We start from the raw sequence: 17,913 nt of genomic DNA, 5'->3' as shown, positions 1-17,913 counted from the left end.
TAAAAGGCCCGATAGTTTTCTATCGGGCCTTTTTGCCGCAACAACTTTGGCCGAAGCGCTTAACTTTCGCCGAAAGGGCAAATAACTTTGCCCACCTACAGCTGGATCAGAAGTCCAGGTTGGACACCGCCAGGGCGTTGCTTTCGATGAAGTCGCGACGAGGCTCGACCGCATCACCCATCAGGGTGTTGAAGATCTGGTCGGCGCCGATGGCGTCTTCGATAGTCACCTTGAGCATACGGCGCATGCTTGGGTCCATGGTGGTTTCCCACAGCTGGTCAGGGTTCATCTCGCCCAGACCTTTGTATCGCTGGATGGTGTGGCGCTTGGTGCTTTCCGCCATCAGCCAGTCCAGGGCTTCCTTGAACTCGGTGACGGCTTTCTTGCGTTCGCCGCGCTGAACATACGCGCCTTCGTCCAGCAGGGTGCTCAGTTGAGCGCCGAGGGAGACGACGGTCTTGTAGTCGTTGCTGCCGAAGAAGTCGCGGTTGAAGGTGACGTAGTTGGACAGGCCGTGGGAGATCAGCTCGACCTCTGGCAGCCACACATTGCGTTCACGGTCTTCGCGCAGGCTGGCCTTGTAGACCAGGCCCGACTTCTCGGAGGTGCGCAGGCGGGCGTCGTACTTGGCCAGCCAATCCTGCATGGCGGCGTGATCGGACAGTTGCTCCATGGTCACGGCCGGCAGGTAGATGAAGTGCTCGGTCAGTTCCTGCGGGTACAGGCGCGACAGGCGCTTGAGGGTCTTCATCACCATGCGGAAATCGTTGACCAGGCGCTCCAGCGCCTCGCCGGAGATCCCCGGAGCTTCATCGTTCAGGTGCAGGCTGGCATCTTCCAGAGCCGACTGGGTCATGTAGTCTTCCATGGCCTCGTCGTCTTTGATGTACTGCTCTTGCTTGCCTTTCTTGACCTTGTACAGCGGCGGCTGGGCGATGTAGATGTAGCCGCGCTCGATCAGCTCCGGCAACTGACGGAAGAAGAAAGTCAGCAGCAGGGTACGGATGTGCGAACCGTCAACGTCAGCATCGGTCATGATGATGATGTTGTGATAACGCAGCTTGTCGATGTTGTACTCTTCGCGGCCGATGCCGCAGCCCAGCGCGGTGATCAAGGTGCCGACCTCTTGCGAGGAGATCATCTTGTCAAAGCGCGCCTTCTCGACGTTGAGGATCTTGCCCTTGAGCGGCAGGATCGCCTGGGTCTTGCGGTTGCGTCCCTGCTTGGCGGAACCGCCAGCAGAGTCACCTTCCACCAGGTAGAGTTCGGACAGGGCAGGGTCCTTTTCCTGGCAGTCCGCCAGTTTGCCCGGCAGGCCAGCGATATCCAGCGCGCCTTTACGACGGGTCATTTCACGGGCTTTACGCGCCGCTTCACGAGCACGAGCAGCGTCGATCATCTTGCCCACCACCAACTTGGCTTCGTTGGGGTTTTCCAGCAGGAAGTCGGAGAAGTACTTGCCCATTTCCTGTTCGACAGCGGTCTTCACTTCGGAAGACACCAGCTTGTCCTTGGTCTGGGAGCTGAACTTAGGGTCCGGCACCTTCACCGAGATGATCGCGGTCAGGCCTTCACGAGCGTCGTCACCGGTGGTGGCAACCTTGTGCTTCTTGGCCAGGCCTTCGGCTTCGATGTAGGTATTCAGGTTACGCGTCAGAGCAGAACGGAAGCCCACCAAGTGGGTGCCGCCATCGCGCTGTGGAATGTTGTTGGTGAAGCACAACAGGTTCTCGTTGAAGCTGTCGTTCCACTGCAGGGCGATTTCCACGCCGATGCCGTCTTCACGCTGGATGTTGAAATGGAACACCTGGTTGACCGCTGTCTTGTTGGTGTTCAGGTATTCAACGAAGGCACGCAAGCCACCTTCGTACTTGAACAGTTCTTCCTTGCCGCTGCGCTCGTCCTTGAGGACGATGCCGACACCGGAGTTGAGGAAGGACAGTTCACGAATCCGCTTGGCCAGGACGTCCCAGCTGAAGTGGATGTTCTTGAAGGTTTCAGCCGAAGGCTTGAAGTGGATCTGGGTACCGGTGGTTTCGCTGTCGCCAACGATCTTCATCCGCTCTTGCGGAACACCGTGGACATAGGTCTGTTCCCAGATCTTGCCGCTGCGGCGCACAGTGAGGATCAGCTCTTCGGACAGGGCGTTCACTACCGATACACCTACGCCGTGCAGACCGCCGGAGACCTTGTAGGAGTTATCGTCGAACTTACCGCCGGCGTGGAGCACGGTCATGATGACCTCTGCCGCCGAGACGCCTTCTTCTTTATGCACATCCACCGGGATGCCGCGACCGTTGTCGCGAACGGTGATGGATTCGTCCGGGTGGATGATGATGCTGATGTCGTCGCAATGACCGGCCAGCGCTTCGTCGATGGAGTTGTCGACCACCTCGAACACCATGTGGTGCAGACCGCTGCCGTCATCGGTGTCGCCAATGTACATACCGGGACGTTTGCGTACGGCATCCAAACCTTTCAGCACCTTGATGCTGGTCGAGTCGTACGTATTTTCTTCGCTCATGCCTTCACTCCCGATGGTCGTGGGTCTGGGTGATACGGCCTTGTTCCACGTGGAACAAAGCGACTGGCGTTTCCGTCTGCCAGCCTTCCCTCAATAATTCGTGGTCTACACAGGTGATAAACACCTGGCAGCGTAAGTCTTCCAACAAGCGACAAAGTGCGCGGCGATGCTGCTCGTCCAACTCGGACGGCAAGTCATCCACCAGATAAATACACTGACCGCGACGGGCCTGGCTCACCAGGTGCCCCTGGGCAATGCGCAAGGCACAGACCACCAACTTCTGCTGGCCACGGGACAAGATGTCCGCGGCGTTGTGTCCGCCTAAGCGCAGACGCAAATCAGCACGTTGTGGACCGGCCTGGGTATGACCCATTTGCTGATCACGGTGCAGGGCGGCCGCGAGCACTTCACTGAGCTCTCGGTCCTTGTCCCAACCACGGTAATAGCTAAGCGTCAGGCCCTCGAGCTGCAACAACTCGCCCAAGGTCCGCTCAAAGACTGGTTTCAAGGCTTTGATGTATGCGCGGCGGTATTCATCGATTTCAGCGCTGGCCTGACACAGTTCCCGGTCCCAGGCCGCTTGCGAAGCGGCGTCAAGTGTACCATGCCGCAGCCATGAGTTCCGCTGCCGCAGGGCCTTCTGCAAGCGCTGCCAGGTGGACATGAAGCGAGGTTCCACATGGAACACTCCCCAGTCCAGGAACTGTCGGCGGATCTTTGGAGCGCCTTCCAGCAGACGAAAGCTGTCCGGATTGATCAGTTGCAGCGGCAGGATTTCCGCGAGCTGCGCCGCGCTGCGGGCATTCTGACCGTCGATGCGGATCTGGAATTCCCCCTGACGATCCCGGGATATCCCCAGGCTGCTGTGCCCACCCTGGGCCAACTCCACCTGGCCAAAGACCGTACAAGCCAGCTGTTCATACTGGATCACCGGCAGCAGGCGGGCACTGCGAAACGAGCGGGCAAGCCCCAGCAGGTGGATGGCTTCCAGCACGCTGGTCTTGCCACTGCCGTTGGCGCCGTAGAGAAGGTTGATGCGGGGAGAGGGGGAGAAGGTCACCGGGTGCAGATTGCGCACCGCGGTGACCGAGACGCGACTGAGGGACATCTAGCTTCTGCTGAGCATGTTTACAGGCGCATCGGCATGACAACGTAAGCCGAGTCGTCGTTGTCGGATTCCTGCACCAGCGCACTGCTGTTGGAATCGGACAGGATCAGGCGCACCTGTTCGGTGGTCATCACGCCCAGCACGTCCAGCAGGTAGCTGACGTTGAAGCCGATTTCCAGCGAGCCGCCGTTGTATTCAACACCCACTTCTTCTTCCGCTTCTTCCTGCTCCGGGTTGTTGGCCTGGATCTTCAACTGACCATTGGCCAGTTGCAGACGGATACCGCGGTACTTCTCGTTGGACAGGATCGCGGTACGGCTGAAAGCTTCACGCAGGGCCTGACGGTCACCCAGTACCAACTTGTCACCGCCTTTTGGCAGCACGCGCTCGTAGTCAGGGAACTTGCCGTCCACCAGCTTGGAGGTGAAGGTGAACTCGCCGGTAGTGGCGCGAATGTGGTGCTGACCCAGGACGATGCTGACGTTGCCATCGGGCTCGGTGAGCAGACGGGCCAGCTCCAGGATGCCTTTACGCGGCACGATCACCTGGTGACGATCGGGCTGGCCGATATCCGCCTGCATCGAGCACATGGCCAGACGGTGACCGTCGGTGGCCACGGCGCGGATGATCCCGGCGGACACTTCCAGCAGCATGCCGTTGAGGTAGTAGCGCACGTCCTGCTGGGCCATGGCGAAGCTGGTGCGTTCGATCAGGCGACGCAGGCGGCTCTGCTCCAGCTGACAGGTCAGCGAACCCGGGCCTTCTTCCACGGTAGGAAAATCGTTGGCCGGCAGGGTCGACAGAGTGAAGCGGCTACGACCGGCCTTCACCACCAGTTTCTGCTCGTCGACCTTGATGTCGATCAGCGCGTCGTTGGGCAGGCTCTTGCAGATGTCCATCAGCTTGCGCGCGGGAACGGTGATTTCCCCCGGCTCTGCAGGCTCTTCAAGTTGCACACGACCGACCAGCTCGACTTCCAGGTCGGTACCGGTCAGCGACAGTTGCTGGCCTTCGACAACCAGCAGCACGTTGGAAAGTACCGGCAAGGTCTGACGGCGTTCGACGACGCCGGCGACCAGTTGCAGGGGTTTCAACAGGGCTTCGCGTTGAATGGTGAAATGCATGGTCTAGTCCCTTGCCTTAATAAGCTGCGTTGGAGTCATCAAGTGGTCAGAGTACGCAGCAGGTTCTTGTAGTCCTCGCGGATGTCCGCGTCGGATTCCTTAAGTTCATTGATCTTGCGGCAGGCGTGCAGCACCGTAGTGTGGTCGCGGCCACCGAACACATCGCCGATTTCCGGCAGGCTGTGGTTGGTCAGTTCCTTGGACAGGGCCATGGCCACCTGACGGGGGCGGGCTACCGAACGCGAACGTCGCTTGGACAGCAGATCGGAAATCTTGATCTTGTAGTACTCGGCGACGGTGCGCTGGATGTTATCCACAGACACCAGCTTGTCCTGCAGCGCCAGCAGGTCCTTCAACGATTCGCGAATCAGCTCGATGGTGATGTCGCGCCCCATGAAGTGCGAGTGGGCGATGACCCGCTTGAGTGCGCCTTCCAGTTCACGGACGTTGGAACGAATTCGCTGAGCAATGAAGAACGCCGCATCGTGGGGCAGTTCGACTTTGGCCTGGTCGGCCTTCTTCATCAGGATCGCCACCCGGGTTTCCAGTTCCGGCGGTTCGACCGCTACCGTCAGGCCCCAGCCGAAGCGGGACTTGAGGCGTTCTTCCAGGCCTTCGATTTCCTTCGGATAACGGTCGCTGGTGAGAATCACCTGCTGGCCGCCTTCGAGGAGGGCATTGAAGGTGTGGAAGAACTCTTCCTGGGAACGCTCCTTGCGAGCGAAGAACTGGATATCGTCGATCAGCAATGCGTCGACCGAACGATAGAAACGCTTGAATTCGTTAATGGCGTTGAGCTGCAACGCCTTGACCATGTCGGCAACAAAACGCTCGGAATGCAGGTACACGACCTTGGCATTCGGGTTCTTCTTTAATAAGTGGTTACCCACGGCATGCATCAAGTGGGTCTTACCCAGACCGACGCCGCCATAAAGGAAGAGCGGGTTATAGCCATGCTTGGGGTTGTCCGCCACCTGCCAGGCCGCTGCCCGAGCCAGTTGGTTGGACTTACCCTCGACGAAGTTTTCAAAGGTGAAGGTGCGGTTCAGGTAGCTGGTGTGCTTGAGCGCACCTTCTACCTGGACAGTACGCTGCTCAGCGCGTACCGGTGCCTGCTGCGAGCTGGCGCCCGCCATCGGGTCGAAGCTGTCACGAGAGGGTTCTTCGCTGACCTCGGCACTCTTCTGCGCCGCGGCTTTCTTGGCCGGAGCTGAAGTGGGTACCGGAGTTGGCGCAGGAGCCGCCGCCGGGGTGGCATTGGCTGCTGCCGCTTGCAGCGCTTGCGAGGCAGCGGCGGCCAGTGGCGCATTAGGTGCAGCGCGAGGCGCCGAACTGCGTTTGCTGCCTATTAATAAGGAAAGAACCGGCGCACTGCCGTTGCCGTGTTCATCCAGCAGCTCGAGCACGCGGCCCAGGTACTTTTCGTTGACCCAATCGAGAACAAAACGATTCGGTGCGTAGACACGCAACTCGTCGCCTTCGGCTTCGACCTGTAGCGGACGGATCCAAGTGTTGAATTGCTGGGCAGGCAGCTCATCACGCAGAAGCTCCACGCACTGCTGCCAAAGTTCCACTGACACGGATATCCCCTAAGTTGAAAGCCGGTGAGGCAAAAACAAGCGGCCATTGTAGCGATCAGCCGTCCACTTATCCACATGTAGCGTGCCCTCAGGACACTAAGAATCAACGCCTTACCCCGAATAAACACGACCAGTGGTATGTGCATAAGCTCTGTGGATAACCCCACCTGAGGTCATTGCACAACTCGGGTCAAAACTCTGTGGGTAACTCGCCTGTGGATAACCTCTCGTTCCACACACAGGTTTTCCGATAGCGCAGCACAGGCAGGACACCGTTTCTCAACCGTGTTGTCATCCTCTGTACAGTACGGACTATAAGGGCTTAAGCCAGTTATCCACAGAAGGTGCCGTCCCTAGCCTTTATAAGCTTTACAGAAAAGCTTTAAATACTTTCCTTCTTTATTTTTATATCTAGCCAAGACTGACTCACAACCCAGGACCCGGACATACATAGATAAAGGAAAAGCTGGTTGGAAATTGACCTAGAGGCTTGCTTTCTCTAGAATCGCCGATCTCTTAAAACGGGGGCCATTCCGGCCCGTTGTGGACGAACCAGGTAACACGACATGAAACGTACTTTCCAACCAAGCACTATCAAACGCGCTCGTACCCACGGTTTCCGTGCTCGCATGGCTACCAAGAACGGTCGTGCCGTCCTGTCGCGTCGTCGCGCCAAAGGTCGTGCGCGTCTGGCAGTTTGATAATCCGGCACTGGAGGTGAGTCAGGACTTCAGTCGGGAAAAGCGTCTGCTTACCCCCCGGCACTTCAAGGCGGTCTTTGACTCCCCTACCGGCAAGGTTCCGGGGAAAAATCTCCTGCTCCTTGCGCGCAACAACGACCTGGATCATCCCCGTCTGGGGCTCGTGATCGGGAAAAAGAGCGTAAAGCTCTCCGTTGAGCGCAATCGCCTCAAGCGTCTGATGCGCGAATCGTTTCGTCTCCACCAGGACTCACTGGTCGGATGGGATATCGTTATCGTCGCGCGCAAAGGTTTGGGCGATGTAGAAAACCCCGAATTGATTCAGCATTTCGGCAAACTCTGGAAACGTCTGGCACGCAACAAGCCGGAACCAGCAGTCAAATCCGAAACTGTAGGGGTAGACAGTCCCGATGCGTAAACTGGCACTCGTTCCGATCCAGTTTTACCGCTATGCCATTAGTCCTCTGATGGCCAATCACTGTCGTTTCTACCCCAGTTGTTCCTGCTACGCGTTAGAAGCCATCGAAAATCATGGCCTTCTGCGCGGTGGCTGGCTGACCTTTCGTCGTTTAGGTCGCTGTCATCCGTGGAATCCCGGTGGTTATGACCCGGTTCCACCTATCCCTACCTCCCGTTCTTCTTCGATGGCCGAGTAATCATGGATATCAAACGCACGATCCTGATCGTCGCCCTGGCAATCGTGTCCTATGTCATGGTTCTTAAATGGAACCAGGATTATGGCCAGGCTGCCCTGCCGACTCAGAATGTTGCTTCCAGCACGACCGCTCCGGGCTTGCCGGATACGCCAACTGGCACTTCCGCTGCCAACGACGACATTCCACGCGCCGCAAGCGATACCACTGCACCCGCAGAAGCGCCGGTTGCTGCAAGCAAAGATCTCATTCAGATCAAAACGGATGTGCTCGACCTGGCTGTCGATCCACAAGGTGGGGATATCGCGCAACTGCGTTTGCCACTGTATCCACGTCGTCAGGACCACCCGGAAATTCCTTTCCAGCTGTTCGATAACGGCAACGAACGGACTTATCTGGCACAAAGTGGCCTGATTGGCAGCAGCGGCCCGGACGCCAACCCGGCCGGTCGCCCGATCTACTCGGCAGAGAAGAAAAGTTATCAACTGGCTGACGGTCAGGACCAATTGGTGGTCGACCTGAAGTTCAGCAAGGACGGCGTCAACTACATCAAACGCTTCACCCTGAAGCGTGGCCTGTACGACATCACCGTTTCCTACCTGATCGATAACGAAAGCGCGCAACCTTGGACCGGTGCGATGTTCGCCCAGCTCAAGCGCGACGCCAGTTCCGATCCATCCTCCAGCACCGCCACCGGCACTGCGACTTACCTGGGCGCCGCCCTGTGGACAAGTTCCGAGCCGTACAAGAAAGTGTCCATGAAAGACATGGACAAGGTGAACGAGGACAAAACCAAGGCGCCCATCACTGAAAATGTTCAGGGTGGCTGGGTAGCCTGGCTGCAGCACTACTTCGTGACCGCCTGGATTCCGCCAAAAGGCGAAAATAACCAGGTTCTGGCGCGCAAAGACAGCAAAGGCAACTACATCATCGGCTACACCGGCCCTTCGATGACCGTTGCTCCAGGCGCCAAGGCTGAAACCAGTGCCATTCTGTACGCCGGCCCGAAAAGCCAGGCGGTGCTGAAAGAGTTGTCCCCAGGTCTGGAACTGACTGTCGACTACGGCTTCCTGTGGTTCATTGCCCAGCCGATCTTCTGGCTGCTGCAACATATCCACAGCCTGGTGGGTAACTGGGGCTGGTCGATCATCTTCCTGACCATGCTGATCAAGGGGATCTTCTTCCCACTGTCGGCTGCCAGCTACAAGTCGATGGCGCGCATGCGTGCCGTGGCTCCTAAACTGGCCGCGCTGAAGGAAAAATTCGGCGACGATCGTCAGAAAATGTCCCAGGCGATGATGGAGCTATACAAGAAAGAGAAGATCAATCCGCTGGGCGGCTGCTTGCCGATCCTGGTGCAGATGCCGGTCTTCCTGTCCTTGTACTGGGTACTCCTGGAAAGCGTGGAAATGCGCCAGGCACCGTTCATGCTGTGGATTACCGACCTGTCGATCAAGGATCCGTTCTTCATCCTGCCGATCATCATGGGCGCCACCATGTTCATCCAGCAGCAGTTGAACCCGACGCCTCCGGATCCGATGCAGGCCAAGGTGATGAAAATGATGCCGATCATCTTCACCTTCTTCTTCCTGTGGTTCCCTGCAGGTCTGGTGCTGTACTGGGTAGTGAACAACTGCCTGTCGATCGCACAACAGTGGTACATCACTCGTAAGATCGAAGCGGCTACCAAGAAAGCGGAAGCCTGACCTACGCTGTGGATAACCACACAAGACGCCCCCTAGTGGGGCGTTTTGCTATCTGTCACTTTTGTCTGGATGTCGGGTTATGAATGTCCCTCGTGAAACCATCGCCGCTGTCGCCACTGCCCAAGGTCGCGGTGGCGTGGGCATCGTACGGATTTCCGGGCCCCTGGCGAGCCTGGCCGCCAAGGCCATCAGCGGCCGCGAATTGAAACCGCGGTTTGCGCATTACGGCCCCTTTCTCAGTGAACAGGGAGAGGTGCTGGATGAAGGCATTGCCCTGTATTTCCCGGGGCCGAACTCCTTCACCGGCGAAGATGTGCTGGAGCTGCAGGGCCATGGCGGCCCCATCGTCCTCGACATGTTGCTGCAGCGCTGCCTGGAGCTGGGCTGCCGGCTGGCCCGACCTGGAGAGTTCAGCGAGCGCGCCTTTCTCAATGACAAGCTCGATCTTGCACAAGCCGAAGCCATTGCCGACCTCATCGAGGCCAGTTCTGCACAGGCCGCGCGCAACGCTTTGCGCTCGCTGCAGGGGGCATTCTCCCAGCGTGTGCATAACTTGACCGAACAGCTGATTGCCCTGCGGATCTATGTCGAAGCGGCGATTGATTTTCCCGAGGAGGAAATCGACTTCCTCGCCGATGGCCATGTGTTGAGCATGCTCGATGCGGTCCGCGACGAGTTATCCACAGTACTGAGGGAGGCCGGGCAGGGCGCCTTGCTCCGTGACGGCATGACGGTGGTGATCGCTGGCCGTCCGAACGCCGGCAAGTCCAGCCTGCTCAATGCCCTGGCCGGGCGTGAGGCGGCCATCGTCACTGATATCGCCGGCACAACTCGGGACATTCTCAAGGAACATATCCACATCGACGGCATGCCGTTGCACGTGGTGGACACCGCCGGCCTCAGGGACACCGAGGATCAAGTGGAAAAAATCGGCGTCGAACGTGCGCTCAAGGCCATCAGTGAAGCCGACCGGGTATTGCTGGTGGTGGACGCCACTGCAGCAGAAGCGGCTGATCCCTTCGCCCTGTGGCCTGAATTTCTTGAGCAGCGTCCGGACCCGGCCAAGGTGACCTTGATCCGCAACAAGGCCGATCTGACTGGCGAGCCCATCGCTCTTGAAACCTGTGAGGATGGCCATGTGACCATCAGCCTCAGTGCCATGTCTGCCGGTGTCGGGCTGGATTTGCTACGTGAGCATCTCAAGGCTTGCATGGGTTATGAACAGACGTCGGAAAGCAGCTTCAGTGCCCGCCGCCGGCACCTCGAAGCGTTGCGCTACGCCAGTGCCGCACTGGAGCATGGCCGTGCCCAGCTGACCTTGGCCGGTGCCGGTGAGCTACTGGCCGAGGATCTGCGGCAGGCCCAGCAGTCCCTGGGAGAAATCACCGGGGCCTTCAGTTCCGATGACCTGTTGGGACGGATCTTTTCCAGCTTTTGCATCGGCAAGTAGAGCCGCACCCAGTGAGCTCCGGCAGAGGTTATCCACCCCCCTGCCGGTAGCGGACGGCGTTTATTCCACCGACAGGTAGATGCGCGTCTGCAACTGTGCGGGTGGGGTGACGCGTGGATCGTTCACATAGTGTTCGAACATCGGAAAATCCCCTGGTGTCAGCCCACTGTCAGGCAGCCACTCGGAGAACATCCAGGCATAGGCTTTATCCATCTCGTTGTAGGGGCCCACGTAATTCAGGATTGCGTAGCGCCCTGGAGGAATGTCGAACCTTTCCAGCTGTTCGCCCAGGTCTGCATCGGGCGCGACCGCGACTCCGGCTAGCGAGCGCAATTGCTCAGTCGGGACCTGCTCGGGGTCGTTGAAGTAGACACCGAATCCGCTGGTGTCCGAATGCATGAGCCCCCGGCTGGCGGCCAGCATGAAAGCGCGGGTGAACACCGGACCAATTTCCTGGTAGGAGCCCTGATGAGGCAGGGCTGCCAGAACAACGCCGGGGAAGGTTTCGATTGTGATGGGGTACATATTTGACACCTCAGGGTCGAAAGGACGGGAACGGGTTGCGCGATAACGCCCAGGCGGCAACCCGAAAACACCAGAGAATGCCCGGTTGAACGCCGCCCCCGACTCGTAGCCGGCACGCAAAGCCACCTCGGCCAGATCCGCGTCAGTGCCTGCCAGCGCTGCGGCTGCCAGGTGCATGCGAATGCGTTGCACCGTGGCGTTCAGCGTTTCTCCCATCATTGCACGGTAGATGCGATGAAAGTGGTAAGCCGACATACAGGCCAGGTCCGCCAGGTGGTACAGGTCCGGATCGCTGTGTGGATGGCTTGCCAGCCAACGCAGCACCGGCTCCATGCGCTGGCCGTAATGGATTCGGGTTGCAGGTTTCATAAGGCCTCCTTGGTACTCCACTGTAGCGACGGCAGATTTGCAGATTTTGCGATTTTTACCGGCCCCGGGGGACAACGACGTTACCTTTACCCCCTTTCCCGATTCCAGCCGATGAACCTGCGGTCTTGAGTAACAGGTCCATTTCGTAAATGGGCTCAAGTTTCCGCCATTTATCCGCACCATCCGACGCGTTCGGCACTTTTATTCTTCATTCCCCAAGTGGTACCTGATTTGCATCCTGACAGGTGTACAGGTTTGTACACCTGAGGAAATAGTCCGGCTATTGCCCCAGGGTCGGCCGATGGACGCCGACGGGGTCGACAGTCCGGCATTCAAGGAACAGAAATGGCTAGCACGACTGCGTTAAACCGTGGCTTGAGCACCCGGCACATCCGTTTCATTGCGCTGGGTTCAGCCATCGGCACCGGGTTGTTCTACGGTTCGGCGGCCGCCATCAAGCAGGCCGGTCCTTCGGTACTGCTGGCGTACCTGATCGGCGGAGCGGCGATCTACCTGACCATGCGCGCCTTGGGGGAAATGGCTGTCAGAAACCCGGTATCGGGTTCCTTCGGGCATTACGCCAGTTGTTATCTCGGACGCTTTCCGGGGTTTCTCACCGGCTGGAGTTATGCTTTTTCGATGCTCATGGTGTGCTTGGCGGACGTCACCGCCTTTGGTGTCTACATGAGCCTGTGGTTCCCCGATACGCCCCGCTGGATCTGGGTGCTGAGCATCGTGCTGGGGATCGGCGCCTTGAACCTGTGCAATGTGCGGATCTTTGGCGAAATGGAGTTCTGGCTATCACTGCTCAAGGTCGCGGCGATCATCGCAATGATCGGCGGAGGCTTTGCGGTACTGCTCTTCGGTATCCAGCTGGGTGACGGACAGCATTCTGTGGGCCTGAGCAACCTGTGGGCCTATGGTGGTTTTTTCCCCAATGGCCTGGAGGGCATGATCGCCTCGTTCACCATTGTCATGTTCGCCTTTGGCGGGATCGAGGTCATTGGCATCACGGCGGGCGAAGCCAAGGACCCGCAACGCATGATTCCCAAAGCGATCAACTCCGTGCCACTGCGGATTCTGATCTTCTACATCCTGACCCTGCTGGTGTTGCTGATGCTGTTTCCCTGGTCCGGTATCGGCAGCCAGGGCAGTCCCTTCGTGCAGATCTTCAGTGGCCTGGGGATAAATTCAGCGGCAACGGTACTGAACCTGGTGGTGATCTCCGCGGTGTTCTCGGCGATCAACAGCGACATTTTCAGTGCCGGCCGCATGATGTACGGCATGGCGGCGATCGGTCAGGCCCCTGCGGCGTTTGCCAGCACCTCGCGCTTCGGAGTCCCCTGGATGACGGTGCTGGTGATGTCCGTGGCTCTGCTGTTCGGTGTCTTGCTCAACTACCTGGTACCCGAGGAATTGTTCCTGGTGTTTGCTTCGCTGGTGACCTTCTCGGTGGTCTGGGTATGGCTGATGATCCTGCTCTCGCAGATGGCCATGCGCCGTAGCATGAGCCCGGAGGAAATCGCTGCCCTGGGCTTTCCCGTACCTTTCGGCGCCGCTGGCCAGGTCTGCGCGGTGCTCTTCATGCTGTTCATCTTTGTGGTGCTCGGCGCCTTTGCGCAAACCCGCCTGGCACTTTATGTCGGTGTCGGCTGGCTGGCCTTGCTGTCACTGGCCTACTGGATATGGATCAGGCCGAACACCGCCCTCACTGATGTGCCCCTCCCGGACTGAGGATCCCGGCCGTTGTGCCGCCCTCCATTGGATGAAAAGGAAAACACCATGCAAGCGTTCCACCTGCCCCCTTCAACCATCGAGGCGTTTCAGCGCGATGGTGCCGTGTGTATTCGCCAGCTGTTCAGTGCCGACGAAGTGGCGCTGCTGGAGCGGGGGATCGAACACAACCTGGCCAGCCCCAGCGAGCGGGCCAAGGTCGCTAGCCAGGCGGATGATCCTGGCTGGTTCTTCGAGGACTTCTGCAACTGGCAGGACAACCCCGACTACAGGCGCTTCATCTTCAACAGCCGGGTAGGCCATGTCGCCAGCCAGCTGATGCAAAGCGACAACGTGCGGCTCTATCACGATCACCTGCTGGTCAAGGAGCCCAACACTCGGCAAGCCACGCCCTGGCATCAGGATCAGCCGTACTACAACGTCGAGGGCCAACAAAACTGCAGCATGTGGATGCCCGTGGACCCGGTGGCGCGGGCATCCACACTGGAGTTTGTCGCCGGTTCCCATCGTGGTCCCTGGCTGATGCCGCGAACCTTCCTGGACAATCAGGCCAAATGGTTTCCCGAAGGCAGTCTGGCGGACCTGCCGGACATCGAAGCCGATCGCTCGGCCTTCACTATCCTTGGCTGGGCCCTGGAACCCGGGGACGCGGTGTTCTTCCACATGCTCACCCTGCATGCCTCTGGCGGTGTGGGGGGAGATCGCCGGCGTCGGGCATTTTCGCTGCGTTTTCTGGGAGATGACATGCGTCATGCCCCCCGACCCTGGCGCACCTCGCCCGAGTTTCCAGGGCTGGCCACGGCTCTGCCTGCCGGGGCGCCGATGGAACATGAGCTTTTCCCTTACTTGTGGACATGCCAGGGCAAATGAAGCCTGTGCAGAAACCAGCGGATCAGCGGCTTGAGGCCGTCGGAAGAATCGGAATCAGCTGATATTCATTCGTTCAAGCCCCGGCCAGCATCCGCGGTCGCTGCTATCAAATGGATGGAAGGGTGTTTATGCGCTTTTGTAGCTATCTCGCGGTACTGGTTCTGGCCCTTGTCTGCCAAGGCAGTTGGGCTCAACTTCCCTCGGATCAGGCGCCTGTGGCGGAGGGTGTCGCCGCCTTCGAGCCGTCCGCCGTTTCGGCCCAGAACTCCCCAGAGGCTGAAGCTCAAAGCTTGAACGACGGGATCTCGACTAACCCATCTCTGGCGGGCAATGACATGGCCAGCGCCTCGATACTCGATAGCGCCAAGGCTGGTTTGAAGAAATACTGGCTGGTCCTGGTCATTGTCACGCTGGCGTCGAGTTGGTGGATACAAGGTCGCCTGGTCAAGCGCCCCGAGTAACCGCTGCAATCATCACCTGGTGTTATCCACAGACAGGCTCGCGCAGCCTGTCTGTTTCTCCCTCTCCCTGATCGATCCGTTGTAGCCGTTGAGGCCACAACAAGGTCGACCTGTGCCTGAGTTTCCCTGGACGCGGATGTTTTCTGTGGATTAAGCCCTGTGAATAACTGCCCTTCAGCTCGGTTGATAACCAGGCTTCAAAACTGAGGAAAACCACGCCTGTGGATAACCACCCCATTCATCCACAGGTTTAAACCGCTTATCCAAGGGCCTCCTGGCCACCTAATCACAGAGTTTAAAACCTCTGTACATATTGAATATAAAGGTCTGTAGCAATCTATCCACAGAAAGTCGTGTGTATAAGAATAAACATAAAAACAAGGATTTAATAAATTTCTCTCTTTTAATTTCTATTGACCGTGATTCATCCACAGCTGGTTAAATTTTGTGCAAAGGGTTCTTTAGGAAGGGCTAAGTCCCTATACTTGCCGCCTTGGTCCAAAAACCAACCCGACAACTACTCCTAATTACTCCTACTTGAAGCAGGCACGAGGTGCGTGGTGGATTTCCCTTCCCGTTTTGAAGTGATCGTCATCGGCGGCGGTCATGCCGGTACCGAGGCAGCACTTGCATCAGCACGCATGGGGGCCAAAACCCTGTTGCTGACGCATAACGTGGAAACCCTCGGAGCAATGAGCTGCAACCCCGCAATTGGTGGGATCGGCAAGAGCCATCTGGTCAAGGAAATCGATGCCCTAGGTGGGGCGATGGCCATGGCGACCGATAAGGGCGGTATTCAGTTTCGTGTGTTGAACAGCCGCAAAGGCCCAGCCGTGCGCGCTACCCGCGCCCAGGCCGACCGTGTTCTGTACAAGGCGGCGGTGCGCGAGATCCTCGAGAACCAGCCGAACCTGTGGATATTTCAACAAGCCGCAGATGACCTGATCGTTGAACAGGATCAGGTACGCGGTGTCGTGACCCAGATGGGTCTGCGTTTCTTCGCGGAATCCGTGGTGCTTACCACCGGAACCTTCCTCGGTGGACTTATCCACATCGGAATGCAGAACTACTCCGGCGGTCGCGCAGGTGATCCACCTTCGATCGCCCTTGCACAACGTCTGCGGGAGTTGCCACTGCGGGTCGGCCGCCTGAAAACCGGTACTCCGCCACGCATCGATGGCCGTTCTGTGGATTTCTCGGTCATGACCGAACAGCCTGGGGATACACCGATTCCGGTGATGTCGTTCCTGGGCTCGAAAGAACAGCATCCACAACAGGTCAGTTGCTGGATTACTCACACCAACGCCCGCACCCACGAGATCATCGCCTCGAACCTCGATCGTTCGCCGATGTATTCCGGGGTGATCGAAGGCATTGGCCCACGTTACTGCCCGTCGATCGAAGACAAGATCCATCGCTTTGCCGACAAGGAAAGCCATCAGGTGTTTATCGAACCTGAAGGCCTGACCACTCACGAGCTGTACCCGAACGGGATATCCACATCCCTGCCGTTCGACGTGCAGTTGCAGATCGTGCAATCGATCCGCGGCATGGAAAACGCACACATTGTGCGCCCGGGTTATGCCATCGAGTACGACTACTTCGATCCGCGGGATTTGAAATACAGCCTGGAAACCAAGGTCATTGGCGGCCTGTTCTTCGCTGGTCAGATCAACGGCACCACCGGGTACGAAGAAGCCGGCGCCCAGGGTTTGCTGGCCGGGGCCAACGCCGCACTGCGTGCCCAGGGCAAAGACAGCTGGTGCCCGCGCCGCGATGAAGCCTATATCGGTGTGCTGGTGGATGACCTGATTACCCTGGGTACCCAGGAACCGTACCGGATGTTCACTTCCCGGGCCGAATACCGCCTGATTCTGCGCGAAGACAATGCCGACCTGCGTCTGACCGAAAAAGGTCGCGAGCTGGGTCTGGTGGATGACGTGCGCTGGGCCGCTTTCTGCAAGAAACGCGAAGGCATTGCCCAGGAAGAGCAACGCCTGAAGTCCACTTGGGTCCGTCCGGGCACCGAGCAGGGCGATGCCATTGCTCAGAAATTCGGCACACCGCTGACCCACGAGTACAACCTGCTGAACCTGCTGAGCCGTCCGGAAATCGACTACGCTGGTCTGGTCGAAGTGACCGGATACGGCGCAGAAGATCCACAGGTCGCGGAACAGGTCGAGATCAAGACCAAGTACGCCGGCTACATCGATCGCCAGCAGGACGAAATTGCCCGTCTGCGCGCCAGTGAAGACACCAAGCTGCCTGTGGATATCGATTACACCGGCATTTCTGGCCTGTCGAAGGAGATCCAGAGCAAGCTCGGCACAACCCGTCCGGAAACCCTGGGCCAGGCGTCGCGTATTCCCGGCGTGACCCCGGCGGCGATTTCCCTGTTGATGATTCATTTGAAAAAACGCGGCGCGGGCCGTCAGTTGGAGCAAAGCGCTTGAGTTCTATGGTCACCCCACAACACGCGGATGAGTTATCCACAGGCGCTCGCCAGCTCGGTGTCAATCTGAGCGCAGCCCAGCACGAATTGCTGCTGGGTTACCTGGCCCTGTTGATCAAGTGGAACAAGGCTTACAACCTGACGGCGGTGCGCGACCCGGATGAAATGGTCTCCCGCCATCTGCTCGATAGCTTGAGCGTAATGTCGTTCATCGAAAACGGCCGCTGGCTGGATGTTGGCAGTGGCGGCGGGATGCCCGGTATCCCTCTGGCAATCCTGTTTCCCGAGTCGCAAGTCACCTGCCTGGACAGCAACGGCAAGAAAACCCGCTTCCTGACACAGGTCAAACTCGAACTCAAGCTGGATAACCTGCAAGTTATCCACAGCCGGGTCGAAGCCTTCACGCCTGAACAGCCTTTCAACGGGATCATTTCCCGGGCGTTCAGCAGCATGGAGAACTTCACCAACTGGACCCGCCACCTGGGCGACCGCGATACACGCTGGCTGGCAATGAAGGGCGTCCATCCCTCGGATGAGCTGTTAGCATTGCCGGCAGACTTCCACCTCGATAGCGAACACGCCTTGGCCGTACCCGGTTGCCAAGGCCAACGCCATCTGCTGATACTGCGCCGCACGGCATGATTGGGAACACAAGC

15 protein-coding genes are annotated in these 17,913 nt (G+C 58.4%); 10 read left to right on the top strand and 5 right to left on the bottom strand.

The features are described from left to right. Positions 1 to 106: 106 nt before the first annotated feature. Genes gyrB through dnaA form a run of 4 tightly spaced genes read right to left on the bottom strand, consistent with a single transcriptional unit; the run spans position 107 to position 6,336 of the window. Positions 107 to 2,524: a DNA topoisomerase (ATP-hydrolyzing) subunit B gene (gyrB, locus tag DWF74_RS15915; protein ID WP_102862425.1), complete on the bottom strand. Its 2,418-nt coding sequence runs from the start codon at positions 2,522 to 2,524 to the stop codon at positions 107 to 109. A gap of 4 nt (positions 2,525 to 2,528) precedes the next feature. Further along, positions 2,529 to 3,632 (bottom strand): DNA replication/repair protein RecF, encoded by a 1,104-nt coding sequence (gene recF / locus DWF74_RS15910; RefSeq protein ID WP_102862424.1) that lies wholly within the window; start codon positions 3,630 to 3,632, stop codon positions 2,529 to 2,531. Between the two features lie 20 nt (positions 3,633 to 3,652). Next, on the bottom strand, positions 3,653 to 4,756 hold the full coding sequence (gene dnaN, locus DWF74_RS15905) for a DNA polymerase III subunit beta (RefSeq protein WP_011058392.1): 1,104 nt from the start codon (positions 4,754 to 4,756) through the stop codon (positions 3,653 to 3,655). Positions 4,757 to 4,794: 38 nt separating this feature from the next. Continuing rightward, positions 4,795 to 6,336 carry a chromosomal replication initiator protein DnaA gene (gene dnaA, locus DWF74_RS15900; protein ID WP_115581268.1) on the bottom strand — a complete coding sequence of 514 codons (1,542 nt, stop codon included), beginning with the start codon at positions 6,334 to 6,336 and terminating at the stop codon, positions 4,795 to 4,797. A 566-nt stretch (positions 6,337 to 6,902) separates the two neighbouring features. Between dnaA and rpmH the strand changes: the two genes are divergently transcribed. The 5 genes from rpmH to mnmE all read left to right on the top strand — a co-directional run bounded on the left by rpmH (position 6,903) and on the right by mnmE (position 10,846). Continuing rightward, complete coding sequence (gene rpmH / locus DWF74_RS15895) at positions 6,903 to 7,037, top strand: 50S ribosomal protein L34 (RefSeq protein ID WP_003213577.1); 135 nt, start codon at positions 6,903 to 6,905, stop codon at positions 7,035 to 7,037. Positions 7,038 to 7,053: 16 nt separating this feature from the next. Next, a complete protein-coding gene (gene rnpA / locus DWF74_RS15890; protein ID WP_197662869.1) occupies positions 7,054 to 7,455 on the top strand; it encodes a ribonuclease P protein component in 402 nt (133 codons plus the stop codon). After that, on the top strand, positions 7,448 to 7,693 hold the full coding sequence (yidD, locus tag DWF74_RS15885) for a membrane protein insertion efficiency factor YidD (protein WP_003213574.1): 246 nt from the start codon (positions 7,448 to 7,450) through the stop codon (positions 7,691 to 7,693). The genes rnpA and yidD overlap by 8 nt, the downstream gene beginning before the upstream one ends. Before the next feature lie 2 nt (positions 7,694 to 7,695). After that, positions 7,696 to 9,396 carry a membrane protein insertase YidC gene (yidC, locus tag DWF74_RS15880; RefSeq protein ID WP_110652498.1) on the top strand — a complete coding sequence of 567 codons (1,701 nt, stop codon included), beginning with the start codon at positions 7,696 to 7,698 and terminating at the stop codon, positions 9,394 to 9,396. Positions 9,397 to 9,475: 79 nt separating this feature from the next. After that, positions 9,476 to 10,846 (top strand): tRNA uridine-5-carboxymethylaminomethyl(34) synthesis GTPase MnmE, encoded by a 1,371-nt coding sequence (mnmE, locus tag DWF74_RS15875; RefSeq protein WP_115581267.1) that lies wholly within the window; start codon positions 9,476 to 9,478, stop codon positions 10,844 to 10,846. A gap of 60 nt (positions 10,847 to 10,906) precedes the next feature. Here mnmE and DWF74_RS15870 read toward each other — a convergent pair whose 3' ends face one another. After that, positions 10,907 to 11,740: an AraC family transcriptional regulator gene (locus DWF74_RS15870; RefSeq protein ID WP_102862420.1), complete on the bottom strand. Its 834-nt coding sequence runs from the start codon at positions 11,738 to 11,740 to the stop codon at positions 10,907 to 10,909. Between the two features lie 345 nt (positions 11,741 to 12,085). Here DWF74_RS15870 and DWF74_RS15865 point away from each other — a divergent pair, with 345 nt between their 5' ends. The 5 genes from DWF74_RS15865 (at position 12,086) to rsmG (ending at position 17,899) form a co-directional block, all read left to right on the top strand. Continuing rightward, positions 12,086 to 13,474, top strand: coding sequence for an amino acid permease (locus DWF74_RS15865; protein ID WP_115581266.1), 1,389 nt, complete (start codon positions 12,086 to 12,088; stop codon positions 13,472 to 13,474). Between the two features lie 48 nt (positions 13,475 to 13,522). After that, on the top strand, positions 13,523 to 14,344 hold the full coding sequence (locus tag DWF74_RS15860; protein WP_102862418.1) for a phytanoyl-CoA dioxygenase family protein: 822 nt from the start codon (positions 13,523 to 13,525) through the stop codon (positions 14,342 to 14,344). Positions 14,345 to 14,472: 128 nt separating this feature from the next. After that, positions 14,473 to 14,805, top strand: a complete 333-nt coding sequence (locus tag DWF74_RS15855) for a hypothetical protein (RefSeq protein WP_115581265.1) — start codon at positions 14,473 to 14,475, stop codon at positions 14,803 to 14,805. Positions 14,806 to 15,365: 560 nt separating this feature from the next. Beyond that, complete coding sequence (gene mnmG / locus DWF74_RS15850) at positions 15,366 to 17,258, top strand: tRNA uridine-5-carboxymethylaminomethyl(34) synthesis enzyme MnmG (protein WP_115582448.1); 1,893 nt, start codon at positions 15,366 to 15,368, stop codon at positions 17,256 to 17,258. Positions 17,259 to 17,263: 5 nt separating this feature from the next. Then, positions 17,264 to 17,899, top strand: a complete 636-nt coding sequence (gene rsmG / locus DWF74_RS15845; protein ID WP_170001428.1) for a 16S rRNA (guanine(527)-N(7))-methyltransferase RsmG — start codon at positions 17,264 to 17,266, stop codon at positions 17,897 to 17,899. Positions 17,900 to 17,913: the final 14 nt, after the last annotated feature.

This window comes from Pseudomonas protegens (assembly GCF_003363755.1).
GTDB lineage: Bacteria > Pseudomonadota > Gammaproteobacteria > Pseudomonadales > Pseudomonadaceae > Aquipseudomonas > Aquipseudomonas danubii.
The sequence above is the reverse complement of the archived record's forward strand: the minus strand, read 5'-3'. Positions and strand labels throughout refer to the sequence as shown.